The organism is Mycobacterium colombiense (assembly GCF_003284975.1).
Taxonomy (GTDB): Bacteria; Actinomycetota; Actinomycetes; order Mycobacteriales; family Mycobacteriaceae; genus Mycobacterium; species Mycobacterium europaeum_A.
Genome location: NZ_QMEU01000086.1, coordinates 1 through 19,458, shown reverse-complemented (window position 1 = coordinate 19,458; position 19,458 = coordinate 1). Strand labels below are relative to the sequence as shown.

Sequence of the window (19,458 nt, the reverse complement as noted above, 5' to 3'; positions counted from 1 at the left end):
CACCGTCGGGCGATCAGACGCGGGCCATTCCGGTGCCCGGCAACCGTTCCGACGACAGCGACGCCGCCGAACCCACCACCGCCCTCCCGAAAATGCGGGCGGGGGGCTCGGGCCTGAATGACCCGAACGCGGCCACCGAGCAGGTGAACGCGCACGAGCAGGACGAAAACGGCGACCCGGCCCGGCAACGCCGACGCTCCGGCGGCGGGCTGTCCGCGCAGGATCTGCTGCGCCGCGAGGGACGGCTGTAGCCAGTCACCCGGAGCAAGCGAAAAGTCTTGGGCCTCAGCCGGATGCTTTCTCGGGCTGGTCCGGTTCGGCCTGCAGGATCGCGGTCTTTTCGTCCGCTTCCTCGGTCTGTTTTTCGGCTTCCGCCTCTGGGTCCGGTGCCAGCAGCACGTGGATCGCGTTGTTGAGGAACGCGACCGTCGGGACCGCCAGCAGGGCACCGACGATGCCGGCCAGCACGCCGCCGGTGGAGATGGCGAGCACCACCCCGAGCGGATGAATCGAGACCGCGCGACCCATCACCAGCGGTTGCAGCAGATGGGCCTCGATCTGGTTGACCGCGATCAGCACGCCCAGCGTGATCAGCGCGTACACGATGCCCTTGGCCAGCAGCGCAACCACGACGGCCACCAGGCCCGAGACCAGGGCACCGACCAGCGGGATGAACGCCCCGAGGAACACGACCGATGCCAGCGGCAGCGCCAGGGGAATGCCCATGATCGCCAGACCGGCGCCGACCCCGGCCGCGTCGGTCAGCGCCACCAGGAAGGTGGCCCGCACGTATCCGATCAGCGATCCGTACCCGGCGTTGCCGGCCTCGTGCACCCGGTGACGCACGTGCGACGGGATGATCTGCACGACGTACTGCCAGATGTTGCGGCCGCCGTAGAGGAAGAAGATCAGCGTGAACAGCACCAGCACCGCCGCCGTGACCAGCTCGGTGACGGTGGCAGCGGTGGACAGCGCGCCGCTGGTCAGCTTCGCCTGATTGTTGTGCAGCGCCTCGATGGCGGCGTTGCCCGCGCTGTCGATCTGTTCGTTGCGCAGGTGCGCGGGCCCGTGAATCAGCCAGCGGCGCGTCGACTCGATGCTGTGGGTCACCTGTTCGGTCAGGCCGGGCAGGCCGTCGATGAACTGCAGGATGACGAACGCCAGGATGCCGCCCAGGATGGCGAAGCCACCCAGCAACACCAGCGCCACCGCGCCACCGCGGGGCATGCCGCGTGTGTCCAGCCAGTCCACCACCGGCACCAGCAGCGCGCTCAACAGCAGCGCCACCAGCACCGGAACGACGATGATTTCCAGCTTCTGGACCACCCACAACAGGGCGAGCAGGGCAATCAGGATGACGAGCAAACGCCACGCCCAGGCGGCGGTCTTGCGGACAAGGGGTTCGACCGAGGCATCGTCGAGGTTTGCTGACATTCGGCCAGCCTATCCGCACCGGGGTGCCGCCAAACGTGTCTCGACCGTGTCCGCGGGGCTCGGCGCGTCGCCCGGGGTCATCGCGGTCGGCACGATCCGGTTACGACCCCGGAACGTCCGAGACACGGTAGGCGATGCGCAGCGATCGCGGCGCCACCTGCACCGTTACCCTAAATCACGTGCCGCACGACGCACCCGCCCATAAAGCCACACCCCCGCGGGAGGTGCCCCCGCCTTCTTGCGCGGGCGAGACCCCGCGGGGGAAGTACTGGTGGGCGCGCTGGGTGATCCTGGGCGCGGTAGCGATCGTGCTTGCCGTCGAGGTTTCGCTGGGCTGGGATCAGCTGGCCAAGGCCTGGATGAGCCTGTACGAGGCGAACTGGTGGTGGTTGCTCGCCTCGGTGGCCGCGGCGGCCGCGTCGATGCACAGCTTTGCCCAGATCCAGCGCACGTTGCTCAGGTCGGCGGGCGTGCATGTCAAGCAGTTGCGGTCTGAGGCGGCCTTCTACGCTGCCAATTCGCTGAGCACCACCATGCCCGGCGGGCCCGTGCTGTCGGCGACCTTCCTGTTCCGCCAGCAGCGGCTGTGGGGCGCCTCGACGGTGGTGGCGTCGTGGCAGCTGGTGATGTCGGGCGTGCTGCAGGCGGTGGGGTTGGCTTTGCTCGGCCTGGGCGGCGCCTTCCTGCTGGGCGCGAAGAACAACCCGTTCTCGTTGCTGTTCACCCTCGGCGGGTTCGTGGCGTTGCTGCTGCTGGCCCAGGCCGTCGCGTCGCGCCCGGAGCTGATCGACGGCATCGGCAGCCGGGTCCTCGCGTGGGTCAACTCGATTCGCGGCAGGCCGGCCGAGGCCGGCCTGGACAAGTGGCGCGAGACGCTGATGCAACTGGAGTCGGTGAGCCTGGGCCGGCGCGACCTCAGCGTGGCGTTCGGCTGGTCGATGTTCAACTGGATCGCCGACGTCGCCTGCCTGGGGTTTGCCGCCTACGCCGCCGGGGACCACGCCTCGGTGGCCGGGCTGACAGTGGCCTACGCGGCCGCCCGCGCGGTCGGCACGATCCCGCTGATGCCCGGCGGGCTGTTGATCGTCGAGGCGGTGCTGGTGCCCGGCCTGGTGTCCAGCGGGATGTCGCTGCCCAACGCGATCTCGGCGATGCTGATCTACCGGCTGATCAGCTGGCTGCTCATCTCGGCGATCGGCTGGGTGGTGTTCTTCTTCGTGTTCCGCACCGAGAACGTCACCGACTCCGACGAGGACCCGATCACCGGTCCGCTGCCCGTCGTCCCGATCGCCGCCGACGCCGCGGCCGACCCGACCGAGGCGGCGCTGCAGGGGCCGTTACCGCCGGACCGGAATCCGGCAGATAAAAACCCGGTCGATCGGAATCCGGAGACGGACAGCCAGCTCTAGCCGACGGTGTTCCCGCGTGGCGGACCGGGCAGTGGGTTGGTCGCCGCGGGCGGTGACGCCGCCGGGGCGCCACCGGTGGTCCCGCCCAACGGCGACGCCGGCGCGGGGTTCGCAGGCAGCGCGGGCAGCCCACCGGCCGCGCCCTGCGCCTGCTGCACCATGCCCAGCGCCTGCGGGATGGAGATCGGCAGCTTGCACTGCAGCGACAGGCTGGTCAGCGGCTGGGCGATCGACGTCATGTCGCCGGCCACCTTGGGGTTGGCGTCGAAGTAGGACTTCAGCCCGTTCACCGACTGCGGACCCGCCTGCTGCTGGAGCATCGAGGTCATCGTCTGGTTGGTCGCCGGGTGCGAATCCAGGTAGTCACCCATCGACTTGGACACCGAGCCGATCGTGCGGGCAACCTCGCTGGCCGCGCAGGGGTCGTTCGCGCCGGTCGCCGGCGCGCCGGCGAACACCGCGGCGGCGGCTCCGGGCACCGCGGCGGCGACCAGCCCGGCGAAGATTCTGCGACCTCGTCCAGCGGTGGCTCTCGTCATGGGTAACTCCTTCGAGTTTGCGACGGACCGCGCCGGATGGGCGCCTCGCAAACGGCTGCAACAGACGGCCCGCTTCAGCGCAGGCCTCCCCGAGTCCCCCGGGGCCGCGCGGGCCATCCGACATCCTGCCACCGCGAATATCAGCGCTGCCAGTCCGAACAAAGGCGGCGACGGGATATGTGATCGAAATCCCGCTTGGTCACCAGTTCACAACGTCTTCGCAGCGTCTTGGCAACAACACCGTCGTCGCAGCTCAGGAACTAGATAAGCCCGCATAATCCACAGCCTGCTGCGGTATCGTCGCCAACACGCGTTACGCGAGAACCGGGGAGCGGAAAAATCCAGCAGTTAATGATGCGCCTCAGCCGCAGCCTGCGTAAGTACCGCTGGTTGGTCTTCACAGGCTGGTTGCTGGCATTGGTTCCTGCCGTCTATCTGGCGCTGACACAGTCGGGCAATCTCACCGGCGGCGGGTTCGACGTGGCCGGATCGCAGTCGCTGGCGGTCCACGACCAGCTCGAGGAGCTCTACCACGACCAGGGCGGGTCGTCGCTGGCGCTGGTGGCCGCACCCCGTCCCGACGCCAGCTACCAGGACATGAACGACGCCGTCGCGCAGCTGCGGCAGATCGCGGCCGGCATCCCCGGCACCACCGAGATCCCCAACCCCACCCAGCGGCCGCCGCAGCCCGACCGGCCCTACGTGCTGTCGGTGCGGCTGGATTCCCGTAACACCAGCGACGTGGCCAAGCAGCTGCGCACCAAGGTCGGCATCAAGGGCGATCAACCCGGCCAGACCGCCAACGGCCGGGTCCGGCTCTACGTCATCGGGCAGGGCGCGTTGTCGGCCGCCGCCGCGGCCAACACCAAGCACGACATCGCCGCGGCCGAGAAATGGAACCTGCCGGTCATCCTGATCGTGCTGCTCGCCGTGTTCGGCTCGCTGGCCGCCGCGGCCATCCCGCTGGCGCTGGGCGTCTGCACGGTCGTGGTCACCATGGGCCTGGTCTATCTGCTGTCCGCCTACACCACCATGTCGGTCTTCGTGACCTCGACGGTGTCGATGTTCGGGATCGCGCTGGCCGTCGACTACTCGCTGTTCATCCTGATGCGGTTCCGGGAGGAACTGCGCACCGGACGGCAGCCCCGCGAGGCCGTCGACGCCGCGATGGCCACCTCTGGCCTGGCCGTGGTGCTGTCCGGGATGACGGTGATCGCCTCGCTCACCGGGATTTACGTGATCAACACCCCGGCGCTGAAATCGATGGCCACCGGTGCCATCCTGGCGGTGGCCGTGGCCATGCTGACCTCGACGACGTTGACGCCGGCGGCGCTGGCGACGTTCGGCCGGGCGGCCGCCAAGCGATCGGCCCTGCTGCACTGGTCGCGCCGCCCGGAAAGCACCCAGTCCCGGTTCTGGAACCGCTGGATCGGCTGGGTGATGCGCCGGCCGTGGATGTCGGCGCTGGCGGCGTCGCTGGTGTTGCTCGTGATGGCGGCGCCGGCCGCGTCGATGGTGCTGGGCAACAGCCTGCTGCGCCAGTTCGACTCGTCGCACGAAATCCGCGCCGGGGTGGGCGCGGCGGCTCAGGCGCTGGGTCCCGGCGCGTTGGGCCCCATCCGGGTGCTGATCAACTTCCCCGACGGCGGCGCGGCCTCCCCGGAGCACAGCCACACCGTCGGCGCGATCCGCCAGCGGATGTCGCAGGCACCCAACATCGTGTCGGTGTCGCCGCCGCAGTTCGCCGAGGACAACGGCAGCGCGCTGCTCTCGGCGGTGTTGTCGGTGGATCCCGAGGACATGAAGGCCCGCGAGACCGTCGGCTGGATGCGTGCGCAGCTGCCCAAGATCCCCGAGGCGGGCACGGCGCGGGTGGACGTCGGCGGCCCGACCGCGCTGATCAAGGACTTCGACGATCAGGTGTCCAAGACCGAGCCGCTGGTGCTGGGCATCGTGGCGCTGATCGCGTTCGTGATGCTGCTGGTGTCGGTTCACTCGGTGTTCCTGGCGTTCAAGGGCGTGCTGATGACGCTGCTGTCCGTCGCCGCCGCCTACGGCAGCCTGGTGATGGTGTTCCAGTGGGGGTGGCTGAAGGACCTCGGCTTCGCTCAGATCAGCTCGATCGACAGCACCGTTCCCCCGCTGGTGCTCGCGATGACCTTCGGGTTGTCGATGGACTACGAGATTTTCCTGCTCACCCGCATCCGGGAGCGCTTCCTGCACTCCGGTAACACCCGCGATGCGGTGGCCTATGGCGTCAGCACCAGCGCGCGCACCATCACCAGTGCCGCGCTGATCATGATCGCGGTGTTCGTCGGGTTCGCGTTCGCCGGCATGCCGCTGGTGGCCGAGATCGGCGTCGCCTGCGCCGTCGCGATCGCGGTGGACGCCACCGTGGTGCGGCTGGTGATGGTGCCGGCGCTGATGGCGATGTTCGCCCAGTGGAACTGGTGGCTGCCGCCCTGGCTGTCGCGCGTGCTGCCGTCGGTCGACTTCGACCGGCCGCTGCCCGAGGTCGACCTCGGCGATGTCGTCGTCATCCCCGACGACATCTCGGCGCTGGTGGCGCCCAACGCCGACCTGCGCATGGTGCTCAAGTCCGCCGCGAAGCTCAAGCAGCTGGCCCCCGACGCCATCTGCGTGGCCGATCCTCTCGCGTTCACCGGCTGCGGCCGCAACGCCGCCCAGGCGGTCTCCGGCGCCGACGAGGACCAGCCGCGCGGCCTGGGCCCCGGGCAGATCCCCCACCAGGTCGCGCTCAGCGAAGAGCGGGTCAGCGTCGGCGTGGGCGCGGCCGACAAGAAACCCGGCTCCAACGGCCACACCAACGGCTCCCTGGCGACCAAGAAGCTGGTCGGCGGGCTGACCTCGCGCAACGGCATCGCCAAGGCCATCGCCGGGACCGACCGGCCGGTTCACCCGGTGACGCTGTGGCGGGGACGCCTGTCGGTCGCGATCGACGCGCTGGAAAACGACACCGCCGGGGCGGGCGACGGGCCCGAATACGAACGGCGCAGCCCGGTGGAGACCACCAACGTGCAGCTGCCCACCGGTGACCGGCTGCTGGTTCCGACCGGTGCCGAGACCCTGCGGCTGAAGGGCTACCTGATCATGAGCCGTAACAGTCGGCGCGATTATGCCGACTTTGCAGACATGGTCGATTCATTGGAGCCCGAGACCGCCGCGGTGGTGCTGGCCGGAATGGACAGGTATTACTGTTGTAGATCGTCCAGGCGGCAGTGGATTGCCACCCAGTTGGTCCGTCGACTCGCAGATCCCAACCCCTGCGACCACCCGGAAGACCAGGGATCGGACGCCGACCCGGGCTCGGATTGGGAGGAAATCCGGCAGCGCTGCCTGTCGGTGGCCGTGGCGATGCTGGAGGAGGCGAGGTGACGTTGGCACCCGACCGACGCTCCGCGCCGCCGCCCCACCGGCCGGGTCCCGACCAGCGTCAACGCGGCAACGGACCCACTGGAGGGCCCTTCCAGGACCCCGAGCAGCCGGTGGAGTTCTGGCCGACGGCCGCCATCCGGTCGGCCTTGCAGGGCGGTGACATCGCGACCTGGAAGCGCATCGCCGGCGCGCTCAAGCGCGACCCGTACGGGCGGACCGCCCGCCAGGTCGAAGAGGTCCTCGAGGGCACCCGGCCCTACGGCATCGCCAAGGCGCTGTGGGAGGTGCTCGAGCGGGCCCGCACCCACCTGGAGGCCAACGAACGCGCCGAGGTCGCCCGCCACGTGCGGCTCTTGATCGACCGATCGGGTCTCGCCCCGCAGGAATTCGCGTCCCGCATCGGGGTCACCGCCGAGGAGCTGGACGGCTACCTCGACGGCAGCACCAGCCCGACGGCCGCGCTGATGATCCGGATCCGGCGCTTGTCGGACCGGTTCGTCAAGGTGAAGTCCGCGCGCTCAGCCGAAGCCAACTGATCTATCGCACCGGCAGCACGTCGGCGACCAGCCAGTCGCCGCCGCGCTTGGTCAGCGTCACCCGCAGCGCCGGCGCCGCCTGACTGGGCGGCTGTCCCGGGGTGTTCTGGGTGACCCGCAGGACCACCGCCACGCTGGCGGCCGACGGTCCGAGCGCCTCGACTCCGGCCGAAACCGTGGTGGCCTGGGCGGTGACATTGTGCTGGGCCAGATCGGCGCTGGATTTGGAGTACTGCTCCTTGAACGCGGCCGCATGCTCCGGGACGATCGTCGCCGTGGCCCGGTCGATGGAATCGGTCGGGGCGGTGGGGCTGAACGATGCCATCGCCTCCGCCATGCCGGTGGCGATCTGAACGACCTTGCGGGAGTCGTTGGTGAAGTCGCTGTCCGCCCTGGTCCAGTGCGTGTAGCCGGTCGCCACGGCGGCCGTCAGTGCCGCCGCGCACAGCAGCACGACCGCCAGGCGCAGTCCCGGCGCGTCGTCGTCGGTGCCCACGCTGACCGAATCGCGGCGCAGCAGCCAGAAATTGATCGCCACGCCTTCGACGATCAGCAGGATCAGCACCGAACACACCGACACCCACCACAGCGGCCAGCCCAGCACCAGCCCGATGGCCAGCAGCGCCGCGATGGCGGCCAGCGGGGCCGCGACGTCGAAGGCGAACAGCCGCCAGATGTTCCTCATCGGATCCTCACCTGATCGAAGCCAATCCGGAGATCATCAGCTTGCCGTCCACGTCGGAGACGTCCAGCCGCAGGTTCCAGTGCACGGTTTGCGGCTTGGCTCCGACGTTTTCGCTGACCGACGTGGCGATCAGCATCACCGAGTCGGTGCGGCTCGCGAACGGCGGCAGCTTGGTGGTGACTATCTCTCTTGGAGGCCCCGCGCCCGCCGGCTGAATGTCCAGGTCATGGTGCACGGTCTCGATCGCCACCGCTTCGATGCGACCGGCGCTTTTGGACTGCAGCTTCTCCACGACCGCCTTGTACGGCTGCACGGCGGCGTCGAAGTCGGTGTTGAGTTCGCCGACCGTGCCGTCGTGCAGCCGCTGCAGGCTGGCGTCGACGTTGCCACTGTTCATGTTGATCAATACGTTCGCCCACTCCGCGGCGGTCTGCATGGCCCGGCTCAAATAGCCGCGTTCGGCGACCTGGTCGCGGTGGTCGGACCAGATGACTAAGCCGAGCGCCACCGCTGCCACCGACAGCACCCCGAGGACCGCGGACGCGACGCCGTAATGGGAAAAGACGCGATCGCTTTCGGATTCGTCTGCGTCGGCATCGTGGTTCGAGTCCGCTTCGACGTCGGCCTCGGGGTCGACGTCGACGACAGCTTCATCGGCAGGTGCCTCGGTTCGCTCGCCGTCGGACATGGCCCGATCGTTGCACTCGGGAAAGATGGAAGGATGGCGGGGTGACGAATACGGCCATCCGCTCGGGCATCGACCTGAGCTTTGTCGACGACAGCATCCGCCCCCAAGACGACCTGTTCGGTCACGTCAACGGCCGCTGGCTGGCCGAATACGAGATACCGGCGGACCGGGCGACCGACGGGGCGTTCCGGCAGCTCTATGACCGCGCCGAGGAACAGGTGCGCGACCTGATCGTCGAGGCCAGCCGCCAGGGTTCGGCCGCCGGCGACGACGACGCGCAACGCATCGGCGACCTGTATGCCAGCTTCCTCGACGAGGACACCGTGCAACGCCGGGGCGTGCGGCCGCTGCTCGACGAGCTGGCCGTGATCGACGACGCCGCCGATGCCGAGGCGCTGGCCCGGGCCATCGGTGCCCTGCAGCGCACCGGCGCGGGCGGCGGCGTCGGGGTGTACGTGGACACCGACGCCAAGAACTCGGCGCGCTACCTGGTGCACTTCACCCAGTCCGGGCTCGGGCTGCCCGATGAGTCCTATTACCGCGAAGAGCGTCACGCCCAGGTGCTGGAGGCCTACCCGGCGCACATCGCGCGGATGTTCGCCCTGGTGTTCGGCGGCGATCCGGCCGACCACATTGCGACCGCCGACCGCATCGTCGCGCTGGAGGCCAGGCTGGCCGAGGCACACTGGGATGTGGTCAAGCGCCGCGACGCCGACCTCACCTACAACCTGCGCACGTTCGCCGAACTTCGCGACGAGGCGGTGGGGTTCGATTGGGCCGGCTGGGCCGGCGCGCTCGGCGCCGACCCGGAGTCCCTCGCGGAAGTGATTGTGCGCCAACCTGATTACCTGCGCACCTTCGCCGAGCTATGGCGCAACGAAGACCTCGAGGTGTGGAAGAGCTGGGCGCGGTGGCGGTTGATCCGCGCCCGGGCCGCCTGGCTGACCGACGAGCTGGTGTCCGCGGACTTCGACTTCTACGGCCGCCTGCTGACCGGCACCGAGCAGATCCGCGATCGGTGGAAGCGCGCGGTGTCGCTGGTGGAGAACCTGATGGGCGACGCCGTCGGAAAGCTCTACGTGCAACGGCATTTCCCGCCCGGGGCGAAGGCCCGCATCGACGAACTGGTGACCAACCTGCGGGCGGCCTACCGGATCAGCATCAGCGACCTCGACTGGATGACACCGGCGACCCGCGAGCGGGCGCTGACCAAGCTGGACAAGTTCACCGCCAAGGTCGGCTACCCCACGAAGTGGCGTGACTACTCCGCGCTGGTGATCGACCGCGCCGACCTGTACGGCAACTACCAGCGCGGGTACGCCGTCAACCACGACCGCGAGCTGGCCAAGCTGGGCGGGCCCGTGGACAAGGACGAGTGGTTCATGACACCGCAGACCGTCAACGCCTACTACAACCCGGGGATGAACGAAATCGTCTTTCCGGCAGCCATTTTGCAGCCGCCGTTCTTCGACGCCGAGTCCGACGACGCGGCCAACTACGGCGGCATCGGCGCGGTGATCGGCCACGAGATTGGCCACGGCTTCGACGACCAGGGCGCCAAGTACGACGGCGACGGCAATCTGGTGGACTGGTGGACCGACGCCGACCGCGCCGAGTTCGGCACCCGCACAAAGGCTCTCATCGAGCAGTACGACGCCTACACGCCGCGGGGACTGGCGAGCGAACACCACGTCAACGGCGCGTTCACCGTCGGGGAGAACATCGGCGACCTGGGCGGCTTGTCGATCGCGCTGCTGGCTTACCAGTTGTCACTGAACGGCCAGCCGGCTCCGGTCATCGACGGCCTGACCGGCGTGCAGCGGGTGTTCTACGGGTGGGCCCAGGTATGGCGCACCAAATCCCGTGAGGCCGAGGCGATCCGGCGCCTGGCGGTGGATCCGCACTCGCCGCCGGAGTTCCGCTGCAACGGCGTGCTGCGCAACATGGACGCCTTCTACGACGCCTTCGACGGCGCCGATGCCGGCGCGCTGTTCCTCGAACCGGACAACCGGGTCAAGATCTGGAACTGACCCTCACCTGGGCGGCCTCGATCCTTGCGGGGACGTGCTTGTGCCACGGCGTGCCGGCGTAGGGATCGCGCCATTCGGTCGAGGTGAGCGCGTTCGGGGCGACACCCGGGGTGACGGTGCGCCCGTCGTCGCCGACGTAGTCGAGCCCGAATCCGTTGGGCAGGGCGGCATGTCCGGGAAGCATGGTCTCGGTGATCTCGACGGTGGCCTCGGCGCTGCCGGCCGCCGTGCTGATGCGGGCCCGGCAGCCGTCGACGAGCCCCAGGGCCTGGGCGTCCTCGACGCTGACCCGCAGTGCGCCGTCGGCGTCGCGCTTGCGCCAGGCCGGGTCGCGGAAGATGTCGTTGGCGGTATACGCGCGCCGCTCCCCCACCGACAGCACGATCGGGAAATCCGGCGTGGTCAGCCGGGGCGGGGTGCGGTTCAGCGCCCCCAGTTCGTCGAGCATCGCGGGGATTTCCAGGGCGATCTTGCGGTCGGCGTGGCTGATCAACGCGAAGTCGTCCTCGTAGTTGTGCACGGTGAACGTCACTCCCGACGGGCTGTCCATGATCGCGTCGAACAGTGCGTTGCCGTCGGCGTGACCGGCGCGCCGCACGGCGTCCGGGTAGCTCATCGCGGTCTTCTGCGCGAGGCCCCACAGGGCGGCGGCACCGCGCAGTCCATCCGGCAGCGTGGGCCCCAGCGTCTCGTAGAGAACATATGGAAGCAGCTGCGCTACAGTCGGATTGGTGGCGACGGCGGAGAGGAACGCCTCGGTGTAGGCCTGCCGTCCCCGCTGCGCGGCCTCGTGCAGGGGCCGCAGGTCCGCGTCGTCCACCACCCCGAGCGCCCGCACCAACCGCGCCCAGATCTCGGGTTCGGGCAGGGTGCCCGGCAAGGGTTGCAGCAGTGGGCGGCGCAGCTGGAAAGTGTTGTGCGGGAATTCCAGGTTGAAGAAGGTGGCCTCCGGCTTCTCGAACTGGGAGGCGGCGGGAAGCACATAGTGGGCGAGTCTGGCCGTCTCGGTCATCGCGACGTCGATGACCACCATCAGCTCCAGTGATCCGAACGCCTCGCGGCAGGCGGCCGAATTCGCCAGTGAGTGAGCCGGATTGCTGCTTTCGACGATCATGGCCCGGAAGCGGTCGGGGTGATCGGTCAGGATTTCCTCGGGCACCACATTGCTGGGCACCAGCCCGGAAATGATCGGGGCGCCCGTCGCCGGTGTGCGGCCGGAGAACTGGCCGAACAGCGGCGCGAACGCCGAATGCAGGTGCTGGCCGCCCCGTTTCGCGAAATTACCGGTGAAGATCCACAGCAGTTTGTCCAGATACGAGCACAGCGTGCTGTTGGGTGCCTGCTGTACCCCGAGGTCCTCGAACACCGAGACGCTGGCCGCGGTGCCGATGCGCCGCGCCGCCGCGCGCAGCAGTTGCTCGTCCACCCCGCAGTGCTGCGCGTAGCCGGCCACCGGAATCTCGCGCAGCGCGGCACGCACGGCGTCGGCGCCGCGCACGTGCTCGGCGAGAAACGCTTCGTCGCAGAGGTTTTCCTGCACGAGGATGGCGGCCAGCGCGGCCAGGCACCACGCGTCGGTGCCGGGCCGCACCCGCAGGTGGAAGTCGGACATCTTGGCGGTGTCGGTGACCACGGGATCGATGACGATCATCGAGCGGTTCGGATCCTTGGCGATCTCGTTGAGCACCACCCGGGCCCGCGGAAAGCTCTGCGACATCCAGGGGTTCTTTCCCACGAACACCGCCACCTCGGCGTGCTCGAACTCACCCCGGGTGTGGCCGCCGTACAGCTGCCCGTCGACCCAGGCCTCGCCGGTTTTCTCCTGCGCCAGCGCGTTTGACCGGTAACGCGAACCCAAGGCCTTGAGGAAGGCGCCGCTGTACGCCCCGCCCAGGTGGTTGCCCTGCCCGCCGCCGCCGTAGTAGAAGATCTTGTCCCCGCCGTAGCTGTCGCGGATGTGTTTGAAGCCCTCGGCGATCTCCACAATCGCGGTGTCCCAGTCGATCTCCTCGTAGCTGCCGTCGGCGCGGCGGCGCAGCGGCGAGGTCAGCCGGGCACGGCTGTTCTGATAGTGGTCCAGCCGCAACGCCTTATTGCAGGTGTAACCCTGCGAGGCGGGATGGGCCTTGTCACCGCGGATGCGGGCCAGCCGGCGATCCTCGACTTGAACCACGATGCCACAGTTGCATTCGCACAGAATGCATGCGCTGGGTTGCCATTCACCGGTCATTGCGGGTGTCCTTTCGGGCTGCCTGATAGGACGAGGTGGCCAACAGCAGCTCGCGCAGCTGGCGATGGACGACGTCGAGGGGCATCAGGTCGCGTCGCACCCGGGCCAGCACGATCGCACCCTCGAGTGCGGTGGTGGCCAGGACGGCCAGCTCGCTCGCCCGCTCCCGCGGAACACCGTCGGCGATCAACCGCGCGGCGATCAGGTCGTTCCACCGGTCGAAGGCCGCGGCGGCGCGTGCGACCACTGGAGCCATGCGCTCGGCGTCCTGTTCGCCCGCCTCGACGGAGACCGCCACGATCGGGCAGCCGGCGCGGAAGTCGGTATCGAGCAGCTGCCGGCGGTACTGGTCGATCAACGTGTCGACCAGTTGCAGTCCGTCGTCCGCGCCGGCGATCACGGCGGCGACGTACTCGCCGGCGAAGTCGACGGCCTCGCAGAGCAACTGGGTGCGCCCGCCGGGGAAGTAGTGGTAGGCCGACCCCCGCGGCGCGCCGCTGTGTTCGAGCACGTCGGAGATGGCGGTGGCGCGCGCGCCCCGTTCGCGGATCAGCAGCGCGGCAGACACGACCATCCGCTCGCGTGGACTACGCATCGCAGCTCCTCAGCCATTGGAATATGTATGATGCTATACATAACGCGCCGGCGAGCGGAACCCCAAGCAACAAAAACCCGCCTAACCGCAAATCGCCCATTCCCGCTGGGGAATGGGCGATTTGCGCTGTCGCTGCGGGTTAGTTCATCCAGTCGGCGGAGCCGTCGTTCTTCTTGTAATTGCCGCCACTGGAGTTCTTCACGACGATCGGGTCACCGGGACCGAAGTTGTCGAAGAACCACTTGGCGTTGGTGGGGCTGATGTTGATGCAGCCGTGGCTGACGTCGCGCTTGCCCTGGTCGTCCACCGACCACGGCGCGCTGTGCACGTAGTCGCCGACGTTGTCGAAGCGGACCGCGTCCTCCACCGTGACCTTGTAGCCGTAAGTCGAGTTGACCGGCACGCCGTAGGTCGAGGAGTCCATCACCACCGAGGCCTTCTTGTCCTGGACGTAATAGGTGCCGTTGGGCGTCTGGTGATTACCCGACGTCATGCCCATCGACATCGGGAAGGTCTTCTCCACGGTGCCGTTGCGGGTGACGGTCAGCTGGTGCGTGGCGTCGTCGGCGGTGGCAATCAGCGTGTCACCGGTCTGAAAGGTGGACACGGTGCCGCCGGCGTCGACCGTCACGGCGGTGTGGGCGGGCCAGAAGTTGATCGGCCGCCAGCGCAGCTGGGTCGGGGTCATCCAGTAGAACTTGCCCGGCACCGGCGGGACCGACGAGACGTGCACCGCCGCGATCGCCGCGTCGGCGTTCTCGACCGTGCCCGGGAAGTTGATGATGATCGGCTGGCCCACGCCCACGGTCGAGCCGCTCTTCGGGACGAACGACGGCGGCCCGAACGGCGCCGTGCCGGTGAACGGCGTGTTGTTCTGCCCATCAGCGGCGGCCGCGGCGGGTTGGGCGCCCGGCGGAACCCATGGCGGCGGCGCCAGCGGGTTGGGCGGCGGCGGGGCCGCCAGCGGATCGGCCGGGGGCTGCGGCGCGAACGGGTCGGGTGGCGCGGGTGGTGCAGGCGGAGCCGCGACCGCGCCCGGGTCAGCGGGGGCCGGGTCCGGATCCGCCAGTGCGGGAGCCGCACTCAGCACCAGCGCCATGCCCACGACGGACGCCAAGCCGGCGGTGTTCAGAGCGGCGAAGAGGCCCTTTCCGGCCCTGGCCCGCGTCCTGCCCGACATACGCATACCTCCACTCGTGTTCTCGACACAGTGTGGCATAGGGCACGCCCCAGCTATCGTCAGCCGCGGCCGAACCGGGCCCGAAAGCGGCGCTGATTGCGTGGTTGAGCTGGGCGGCTATGAATCGGGTGAGCTTGTCGGAGCAACATCCAGCATCCGCCGGTTGGCCACGATGCCGGCCAGGGCGACGGCCATCAGGGCCGCCGACGCGGTCAGCATCATCGTGACGCTGCGCTCGAAGAGCAGGCCACCGGCCAGCGAGCCGGCCATGATGCCGACCTGGAACGCGGTGACGTAGAGCCCCGACGCACCGTCGGGGTCGTCGGCCCCGTTGCGCATCGCGGCGGATTGCATCATCGGCGAGACCGCGGTGGCCATCGCCCCCCACAGCACGATGGCGGCGGTCCCGATGAGCGCGGTGGCCACGCCGGTCCGGCCACCGATCGCCAGGGCGGTCAGCGCCACGAAGGCCGCCGTCAACCCCGTGGTGCACAGGATGATCGCGCTCTTGGGCCGGTGGTCCAGCGGCCGGGCCACCAGCGGCAGCGACAGCAGGCCGGCCAGCCCGTAGGCGGCCAGCACGAAGGCGAGGTTCGGCCCGCGCACCCCGAGCACGTTGCGGATGATCTCGACGATGTAGGTGTAGGAGACGAAATGGCCGGTGACGGCGATCATCGCCAGCACGCTGACCAGGATCAGCCGCGGGTTGCGGTGGTGTCGCGACCGCGGACCCACGTGGGCGAGCTGGTCGGAGGTGAGCACCATCTCCGGCAGCATCAGGCGGGCGGCGATCGTCACGGCGGCGGCCGCGACGGTGACGCACACGACGGCCAGGCGCCAGCCCCACATCAGGCTCAGCGCCGCGGTCAGCGGGCTGCCCACCACCAGCGCCAGGCTGGTGCCGACGTAGATCGACATGGTGGCGCGGCCGGCGTGGCTGGGCGGCACCAGCCGGGTGGCGATCGGTGCGATGACCGCCCAGAGCAGGCCGTGGGTGATCGCGCAAAGCACCCGCCCGGCGGCCAGCACCGCGAAACTGGGGGCCAGCGCCGAAATGACCTGTGAGGCGGTCAGGCAGGTCAGGCTGAGCATGAGCGCACGACGCCGGGGCCAATGCGCCGTCCAGCGCACCAGCGGAAACGTCGTCAGCGCCGCCACGAAGGCATACCAGGTCAGCAACGTGCCCACCGCGAACAGGCTGACGTGCAGGTCACGGGCGATGGCCGGCAGCGCGCCCACCGGCAGGATCTCGGCGGTGACGTAGGTGAACGCCGCGGCCGCCAGCACAGCCAACTGAGCCGCGATCCGTGGGGTCCACGTTCGCGCGGCAGCATTAATTTCGGCAGTCATGGCTTCTGTATCGGCCGGACTACCCACTTCCTGGGTTGTCGCGCCTAATGCGATCACACTGCCTTACCGTACGGACCGCAACTACTTCTCCCCCTGAATCAGGGCCGCTACGCAGGTCTCAACTGCGTCACCAATCAGGAACGAACCAGCCGCGCGATTGCAGCGGAGGCCTCGTCGAGCTTGGCCTGGGCGTCATCGCCGCCTTCGGCGACGGCGCGGGTGACGCAGTGGTTCAGGTGCTCGTCCAGCAAATTCAGGGCGACCGACCGCAGGGCGCTGTTGACGGCGCTGACCTGGGTGAGGACATCGATGCAGTATTTGTCCTCCTCGATCATCCGGGCGATGCCACGGACCTGGCCCTCGATGCGCCGAAGCCGTTTGGCGTAGTTGTCCTTCTGCTGCGAGTACCCGTGCTCGTCGGTCATCTGCCACCCCTGCTCACTCGGCCGCCCGTCGGCGGCATCACGCCGAACTCCAGCTTATACCCCATCGGGGTATCACCCCGGAAATGGGCATCGCGACTGGCCAGCGCATACTTGAGCAATGCCCACCACCGATTCGGCCACCACCGCCGACATCAAGCCGCGTAGTCGTGACGTCACCGACGGCCTGGAGAAGGCCGCCGCCCGGGGCATGCTGCGGGCCGTAGGCATGGGAGACGAGGACTTCGCCAAGCCGCAGATCGGGGTCGCGTCGTCGTGGAACGAGATCACCCCGTGCAACCTCTCGCTGGACCGGCTCGCCAAGGCCGTCAAGGAGGGCGTGTTCTCGGCCGGCGGGTATCCCCTCGAGTTCGGCACCATCTCGGTGTCCGACGGCATCTCGATGGGCCACGAGGGCATGCACTTCTCCCTGGTGTCGCGCGAGGTGATCGCCGACAGCGTCGAGACCGTCATGCAGGCCGAACGCCTGGACGGCTCGGTGCTGCTGGCCGGCTGCGACAAGTCGCTGCCCGGGATGCTGATGGCCGCCGCACGGCTGGACCTGGCCTCGGTGTTCCTCTACGCCGGCTCCATCCTGCCCGGCATCGCCAAGCTGTCCGACGGCACCGAGCGCGAGGTCACCATCATCGACGCGTTCGAGGCGGTCGGTGCGTGCGCCCGGGGCCTGATGCCGCGTGAGGACGTCGACGCCATCGAGCGGGCGATCTGTCCCGGTGAGGGGGCGTGCGGCGGCATGTACACGGCCAACACGATGGCCAGCGCCGCCGAGGCGCTCGGGATGTCCCTGCCGGGCAGCGCGGCGCCGCCGGCGACCGACCGCCGCCGCGACGGGTTCGCCCGGCGCAGTGGTGCGGCCGTCGTCGAACTGCTGCGGCGCGGCATCACCGCCCGCGACATCCTGACCAAGGAGGCGTTCGAGAACGCGATCGCGGTGGTGATGGCGTTCGGCGGCTCGACCAACGCGGTGCTGCACCTGCTGGCCATCGCCCACGAGGCCGACGTCGAACTGTCGCTCGACGATTTCAGCCGGATCGGGTCGAAGGTGCCGCACCTGGCCGACGTCAAACCGTTCGGCCGCCACGTGATGTCGCATGTCGACCACATCGGCGGCGTGCCGGTGGTGATGAAGGCGCTGCTGGACGCCGGGCTGCTGCGCGGCGACTGCCTGACGGTGACCGGCGCGACCGTGGCCGAGAACCTGGCCGAGATCGCCCCGCCCGACCCGGACGGCAAGGTACTGCGCGCGCTGAGCAATCCCATCCACCCGACCGGCGGCATCACCATCCTGCGCGGATCGCTGGCGCCCGAGGGCGCGGTGGTCAAGTCGGCCGGTTTCGATTCCGACGTGTTCGAGGGCACCGCAAGGGTTTTCGACGGCGAACGGGCCGCCCTGGACGCGCTGGAGGACGGCACCATCACCAAGGGTGACGCAGTGGTGATCCGTTACGAAGGCCCCAAGGGCGGCCCGGGCATGCGCGAGATGCTGGCCATCACCGGCGCTATCAAGGGCGCCGGTCTGGGCAAGGACGTGTTGCTGCTGACCGACGGCCGGTTCTCCGGCGGGACCACCGGCCTGTGCGTCGGCCATATCGCGCCCGAGGCGGTCGACGCCGGGCCGATCGCCTTCCTGCGTGACGGCGACCGGATCCGCCTGGACGTGGCCAACCACGTCCTCGACGTGCTGACCGATCCGGTCGAGTTCGAGGCCCGCCGCAAGGATTTCACCCCGCCGGAGCCGCGCTACAAGACCGGGGTGCTGGCCAAGTACGTGAAGCTGGTCAGCTCGGCCGCGATCGGCGCGGTCTGCGGCTGATCGCCGCCCCGGGCCGTACCGAGCCTGCCCGGGGTCAGCGAATCGCCTTGCCGCTTAACCGAGTTCGAGGCTACGCGTGCGTGCCCGCGGCGCGGGTACGCATGCCGAAGTAGGTCGCGTTGAGCCCCAGGAACGTCAACAACGCGCCCGCAACGACGTTCGACCACGTCATGCCGGAGGTCAGCGTGACGCCCGGCAGGATCCACGTCGACACGATGACCCACACGCCCAGCACCGGCAGCGTCCAGGTCATGCCGTGTGCACGATCCAGCGTCGTCGCGAACCCATAGGCCAAGAACGCCACCGCGATCCCGACGATAAGGTCGGACGTGGCAAGCGATCCCGTCCCGTTGAATCCGACGATCCACGGCGACGCCGCCACGTACAGACCCGTCAACAGGACCAGCCCGAACGTGACATGCGCACTCATCGACTCGGCAACGCGCTCGTAGCGCGCGCGAAGAGCCAACAAATCGGGGTGGTGATCGATTGATGAATGGACTGTACTCATTTTGTGACCTTTCTGTTATGCGACAAGCCTTTTGAGCGTTGCCGCACCCATCCATCTAACGTCCAGATTACGCCCGCGCGCCGTCGACCAGCAACGAAAATTGACGCTCCGGCAAGCCGGGTTGTGGGGCTATGTCGGTGACCCGCGTAGCGTCTTGAGGCATGGACATCGCGGACCGGCTTCGCCTCGATGTGCCGATCGGCCAGGCCGGCATGGGTGGCGGGCTGGCGGGCGCGGCACTGGCGGGCGCCGTCGCCGCGGCGGGCGCGCTGGGCACGCTGGGCATCGACACGCCCCGCCGGCTAAGGGCGTCGATAGATGAAGTGCGAGAACGAGCCCCGGGCCGCGCCGTCGCGGTGAACCTGCTGATGCCCTTCGTTCATCGCCGGCACGTCGCGGTCTGTGTCGACGCCCGGGTGGACGCCGTCGTGGTGGCGTTCGGCGAAAAGCGAGGGCTCGTGGAGCACCTGCGCGAGGCGGGGATCTTCGTGTTCGTGATGGTAGGCACCGAGCCGGCGGCCCGGGCTGCGATCGCCTGTGGCGCCGATGGTTTGATCGCGCAAGGGCGCGAGGCTGGGGGCCATCTCGTCGGGACCATGCCGGCTCTCGAGTTCGTGCC

Annotated in this window: 17 protein-coding genes; 7 read left to right on the top strand and 10 right to left on the bottom strand. The window is 68.9% G+C overall.

Translation table 11 applies throughout. From position 1 onward, the window contains the following. The coding region (locus tag DQP58_RS20570; protein WP_240630006.1) for a hypothetical protein at positions 1-251 on the top strand (251 nt) is incomplete at its 5' end. 34 nt (positions 252-285) lie between these two features. Here DQP58_RS20570 and DQP58_RS20565 read toward each other — a convergent pair. Next, a complete protein-coding gene (locus tag DQP58_RS20565; RefSeq protein WP_112710060.1) occupies positions 286-1,434 on the bottom strand; it encodes an AI-2E family transporter in 1,149 nt (382 codons plus the stop codon). Positions 1,435-1,613: 179 nt separating this feature from the next. Here DQP58_RS20565 and DQP58_RS20560 point away from each other — a divergent pair, with 179 nt between their 5' ends. Then, positions 1,614-2,843 (top strand): lysylphosphatidylglycerol synthase transmembrane domain-containing protein, encoded by a 1,230-nt coding sequence (locus DQP58_RS20560; protein WP_430916367.1) that lies wholly within the window; start codon positions 1,614-1,616, stop codon positions 2,841-2,843. Here DQP58_RS20560 and DQP58_RS20555 read toward each other — a convergent pair. Beyond that, complete coding sequence (locus DQP58_RS20555) at positions 2,840-3,382, bottom strand: hemophore (protein WP_112710058.1); 543 nt, start codon at positions 3,380-3,382, stop codon at positions 2,840-2,842. The two genes, DQP58_RS20560 and DQP58_RS20555, sit on opposite strands and share 4 nt — an antisense overlap. A 351-nt stretch (positions 3,383-3,733) precedes the next feature. On the opposite strand from DQP58_RS20555, the gene DQP58_RS20550 reads away from it, so the two are divergent. After that, positions 3,734-6,778: an MMPL family transporter gene (locus DQP58_RS20550; protein WP_112710057.1), complete on the top strand. Its 3,045-nt coding sequence runs from the start codon at positions 3,734-3,736 to the stop codon at positions 6,776-6,778. Continuing rightward, positions 6,775-7,314: an XRE family transcriptional regulator gene (locus DQP58_RS20545; RefSeq protein ID WP_112710056.1), complete on the top strand. Its 540-nt coding sequence runs from the start codon at positions 6,775-6,777 to the stop codon at positions 7,312-7,314. Before DQP58_RS20550 ends, DQP58_RS20545 begins: the two co-directional genes overlap by 4 nt. A gap of 1 nt (position 7,315) precedes the next feature. On the opposite strand, the gene DQP58_RS20540 is transcribed toward DQP58_RS20545, so the two are convergent. Both DQP58_RS20540 and DQP58_RS20535 read right to left on the bottom strand, forming a co-directional pair. After that, positions 7,316-7,999: a hypothetical protein gene (locus DQP58_RS20540; RefSeq protein WP_112710055.1), complete on the bottom strand. Its 684-nt coding sequence runs from the start codon at positions 7,997-7,999 to the stop codon at positions 7,316-7,318. A 7-nt stretch (positions 8,000-8,006) separates the two neighbouring features. Further along, on the bottom strand, positions 8,007-8,687 hold the full coding sequence (locus DQP58_RS20535; protein WP_112710054.1) for a hypothetical protein: 681 nt from the start codon (positions 8,685-8,687) through the stop codon (positions 8,007-8,009). Positions 8,688-8,728: 41 nt separating this feature from the next. On the opposite strand from DQP58_RS20535, the gene DQP58_RS20530 reads away from it, so the two are divergent. Continuing rightward, positions 8,729-10,717, top strand: a complete 1,989-nt coding sequence (locus DQP58_RS20530; RefSeq protein ID WP_112710053.1) for a M13 family metallopeptidase — start codon at positions 8,729-8,731, stop codon at positions 10,715-10,717. On the opposite strand, the gene DQP58_RS20525 is transcribed toward DQP58_RS20530, so the two are convergent. The 5 genes from DQP58_RS20525 to DQP58_RS20505 form a co-directional block, all read right to left on the bottom strand. Further along, the gene (locus tag DQP58_RS20525) at positions 10,701-12,947 is read right to left on the bottom strand and encodes a molybdopterin oxidoreductase family protein (protein ID WP_112710052.1); all 2,247 of its coding nucleotides are present in this window, start codon (positions 12,945-12,947) and stop codon (positions 10,701-10,703) included. The genes DQP58_RS20530 and DQP58_RS20525 overlap by 17 nt on opposite strands. Continuing rightward, positions 12,937-13,542: a TetR/AcrR family transcriptional regulator gene (locus DQP58_RS20520; protein ID WP_112710051.1), complete on the bottom strand. Its 606-nt coding sequence runs from the start codon at positions 13,540-13,542 to the stop codon at positions 12,937-12,939. Before DQP58_RS20520 ends, DQP58_RS20525 begins: the two co-directional genes overlap by 11 nt. A 139-nt stretch (positions 13,543-13,681) precedes the next feature. Beyond that, positions 13,682-14,722 carry a L,D-transpeptidase gene (locus DQP58_RS20515; protein ID WP_112710050.1) on the bottom strand — a complete coding sequence of 347 codons (1,041 nt, stop codon included), beginning with the start codon at positions 14,720-14,722 and terminating at the stop codon, positions 13,682-13,684. Positions 14,723-14,839: 117 nt separating this feature from the next. Further along, positions 14,840-16,072, bottom strand: coding sequence for an MFS transporter (locus DQP58_RS20510; protein WP_112710049.1), 1,233 nt, complete (start codon positions 16,070-16,072; stop codon positions 14,840-14,842). A 134-nt stretch (positions 16,073-16,206) separates the two neighbouring features. Further along, positions 16,207-16,497: a metal-sensitive transcriptional regulator gene (locus DQP58_RS20505; RefSeq protein ID WP_067179697.1), complete on the bottom strand. Its 291-nt coding sequence runs from the start codon at positions 16,495-16,497 to the stop codon at positions 16,207-16,209. A 118-nt stretch (positions 16,498-16,615) separates the two neighbouring features. On the opposite strand from DQP58_RS20505, the gene ilvD reads away from it, so the two are divergent. Beyond that, positions 16,616-18,328, top strand: a complete 1,713-nt coding sequence (ilvD, locus tag DQP58_RS20500) for a dihydroxy-acid dehydratase (protein WP_112710048.1) — start codon at positions 16,616-16,618, stop codon at positions 18,326-18,328. A gap of 70 nt (positions 18,329-18,398) precedes the next feature. Here ilvD and DQP58_RS20495 read toward each other — a convergent pair whose 3' ends face one another. Further along, positions 18,399-18,839, bottom strand: coding sequence for an SPW repeat protein (locus DQP58_RS20495; RefSeq protein WP_112710047.1), 441 nt, complete (start codon positions 18,837-18,839; stop codon positions 18,399-18,401). A gap of 161 nt (positions 18,840-19,000) precedes the next feature. Between DQP58_RS20495 and DQP58_RS20490 the strand changes: the two genes are divergently transcribed. Next, positions 19,001-19,458, top strand: a 458-nt coding sequence (locus tag DQP58_RS20490) for a nitronate monooxygenase (RefSeq protein ID WP_205869495.1), incomplete at its 3' end; no start/stop codon positions are given.

Coding starts and splice junctions, on each gene's coding strand:
- DQP58_RS20565 (WP_112710060.1), bottom strand. CDS start 1,434: ATGTCAGCAAACCTCGACGATGCCTCGGTCGAACCCCTTGTCCGCAAG.
- DQP58_RS20555 (WP_112710058.1), bottom strand. CDS start 3,382: ATGACGAGAGCCACCGCTGGACGAGGTCGCAGAATCTTCGCCGGGCTG.
- DQP58_RS20550 (WP_112710057.1), top strand. CDS start 3,734: ATGATGCGCCTCAGCCGCAGCCTGCGTAAGTACCGCTGGTTGGTCTTC.
- DQP58_RS20540 (WP_112710055.1), bottom strand. CDS start 7,999: ATGAGGAACATCTGGCGGCTGTTCGCCTTCGACGTCGCGGCCCCGCTG.
- DQP58_RS20535 (WP_112710054.1), bottom strand. CDS start 8,687: ATGTCCGACGGCGAGCGAACCGAGGCACCTGCCGATGAAGCTGTCGTC.
- DQP58_RS20525 (WP_112710052.1), bottom strand. CDS start 12,947: ATGACCGGTGAATGGCAACCCAGCGCATGCATTCTGTGCGAATGCAAC.
- DQP58_RS20520 (WP_112710051.1), bottom strand. CDS start 13,542: ATGCGTAGTCCACGCGAGCGGATGGTCGTGTCTGCCGCGCTGCTGATC.
- DQP58_RS20515 (WP_112710050.1), bottom strand. CDS start 14,722: ATGTCGGGCAGGACGCGGGCCAGGGCCGGAAAGGGCCTCTTCGCCGCT.
- DQP58_RS20510 (WP_112710049.1), bottom strand. CDS start 16,072: ATGACTGCCGAAATTAATGCTGCCGCGCGAACGTGGACCCCACGGATC.
- DQP58_RS20505 (WP_067179697.1), bottom strand. CDS start 16,497: ATGACCGACGAGCACGGGTACTCGCAGCAGAAGGACAACTACGCCAAA.
- ilvD (WP_112710048.1), top strand. CDS start 16,616: ATGCCCACCACCGATTCGGCCACCACCGCCGACATCAAGCCGCGTAGT.
- DQP58_RS20495 (WP_112710047.1), bottom strand. CDS start 18,839: ATGAGTACAGTCCATTCATCAATCGATCACCACCCCGATTTGTTGGCT.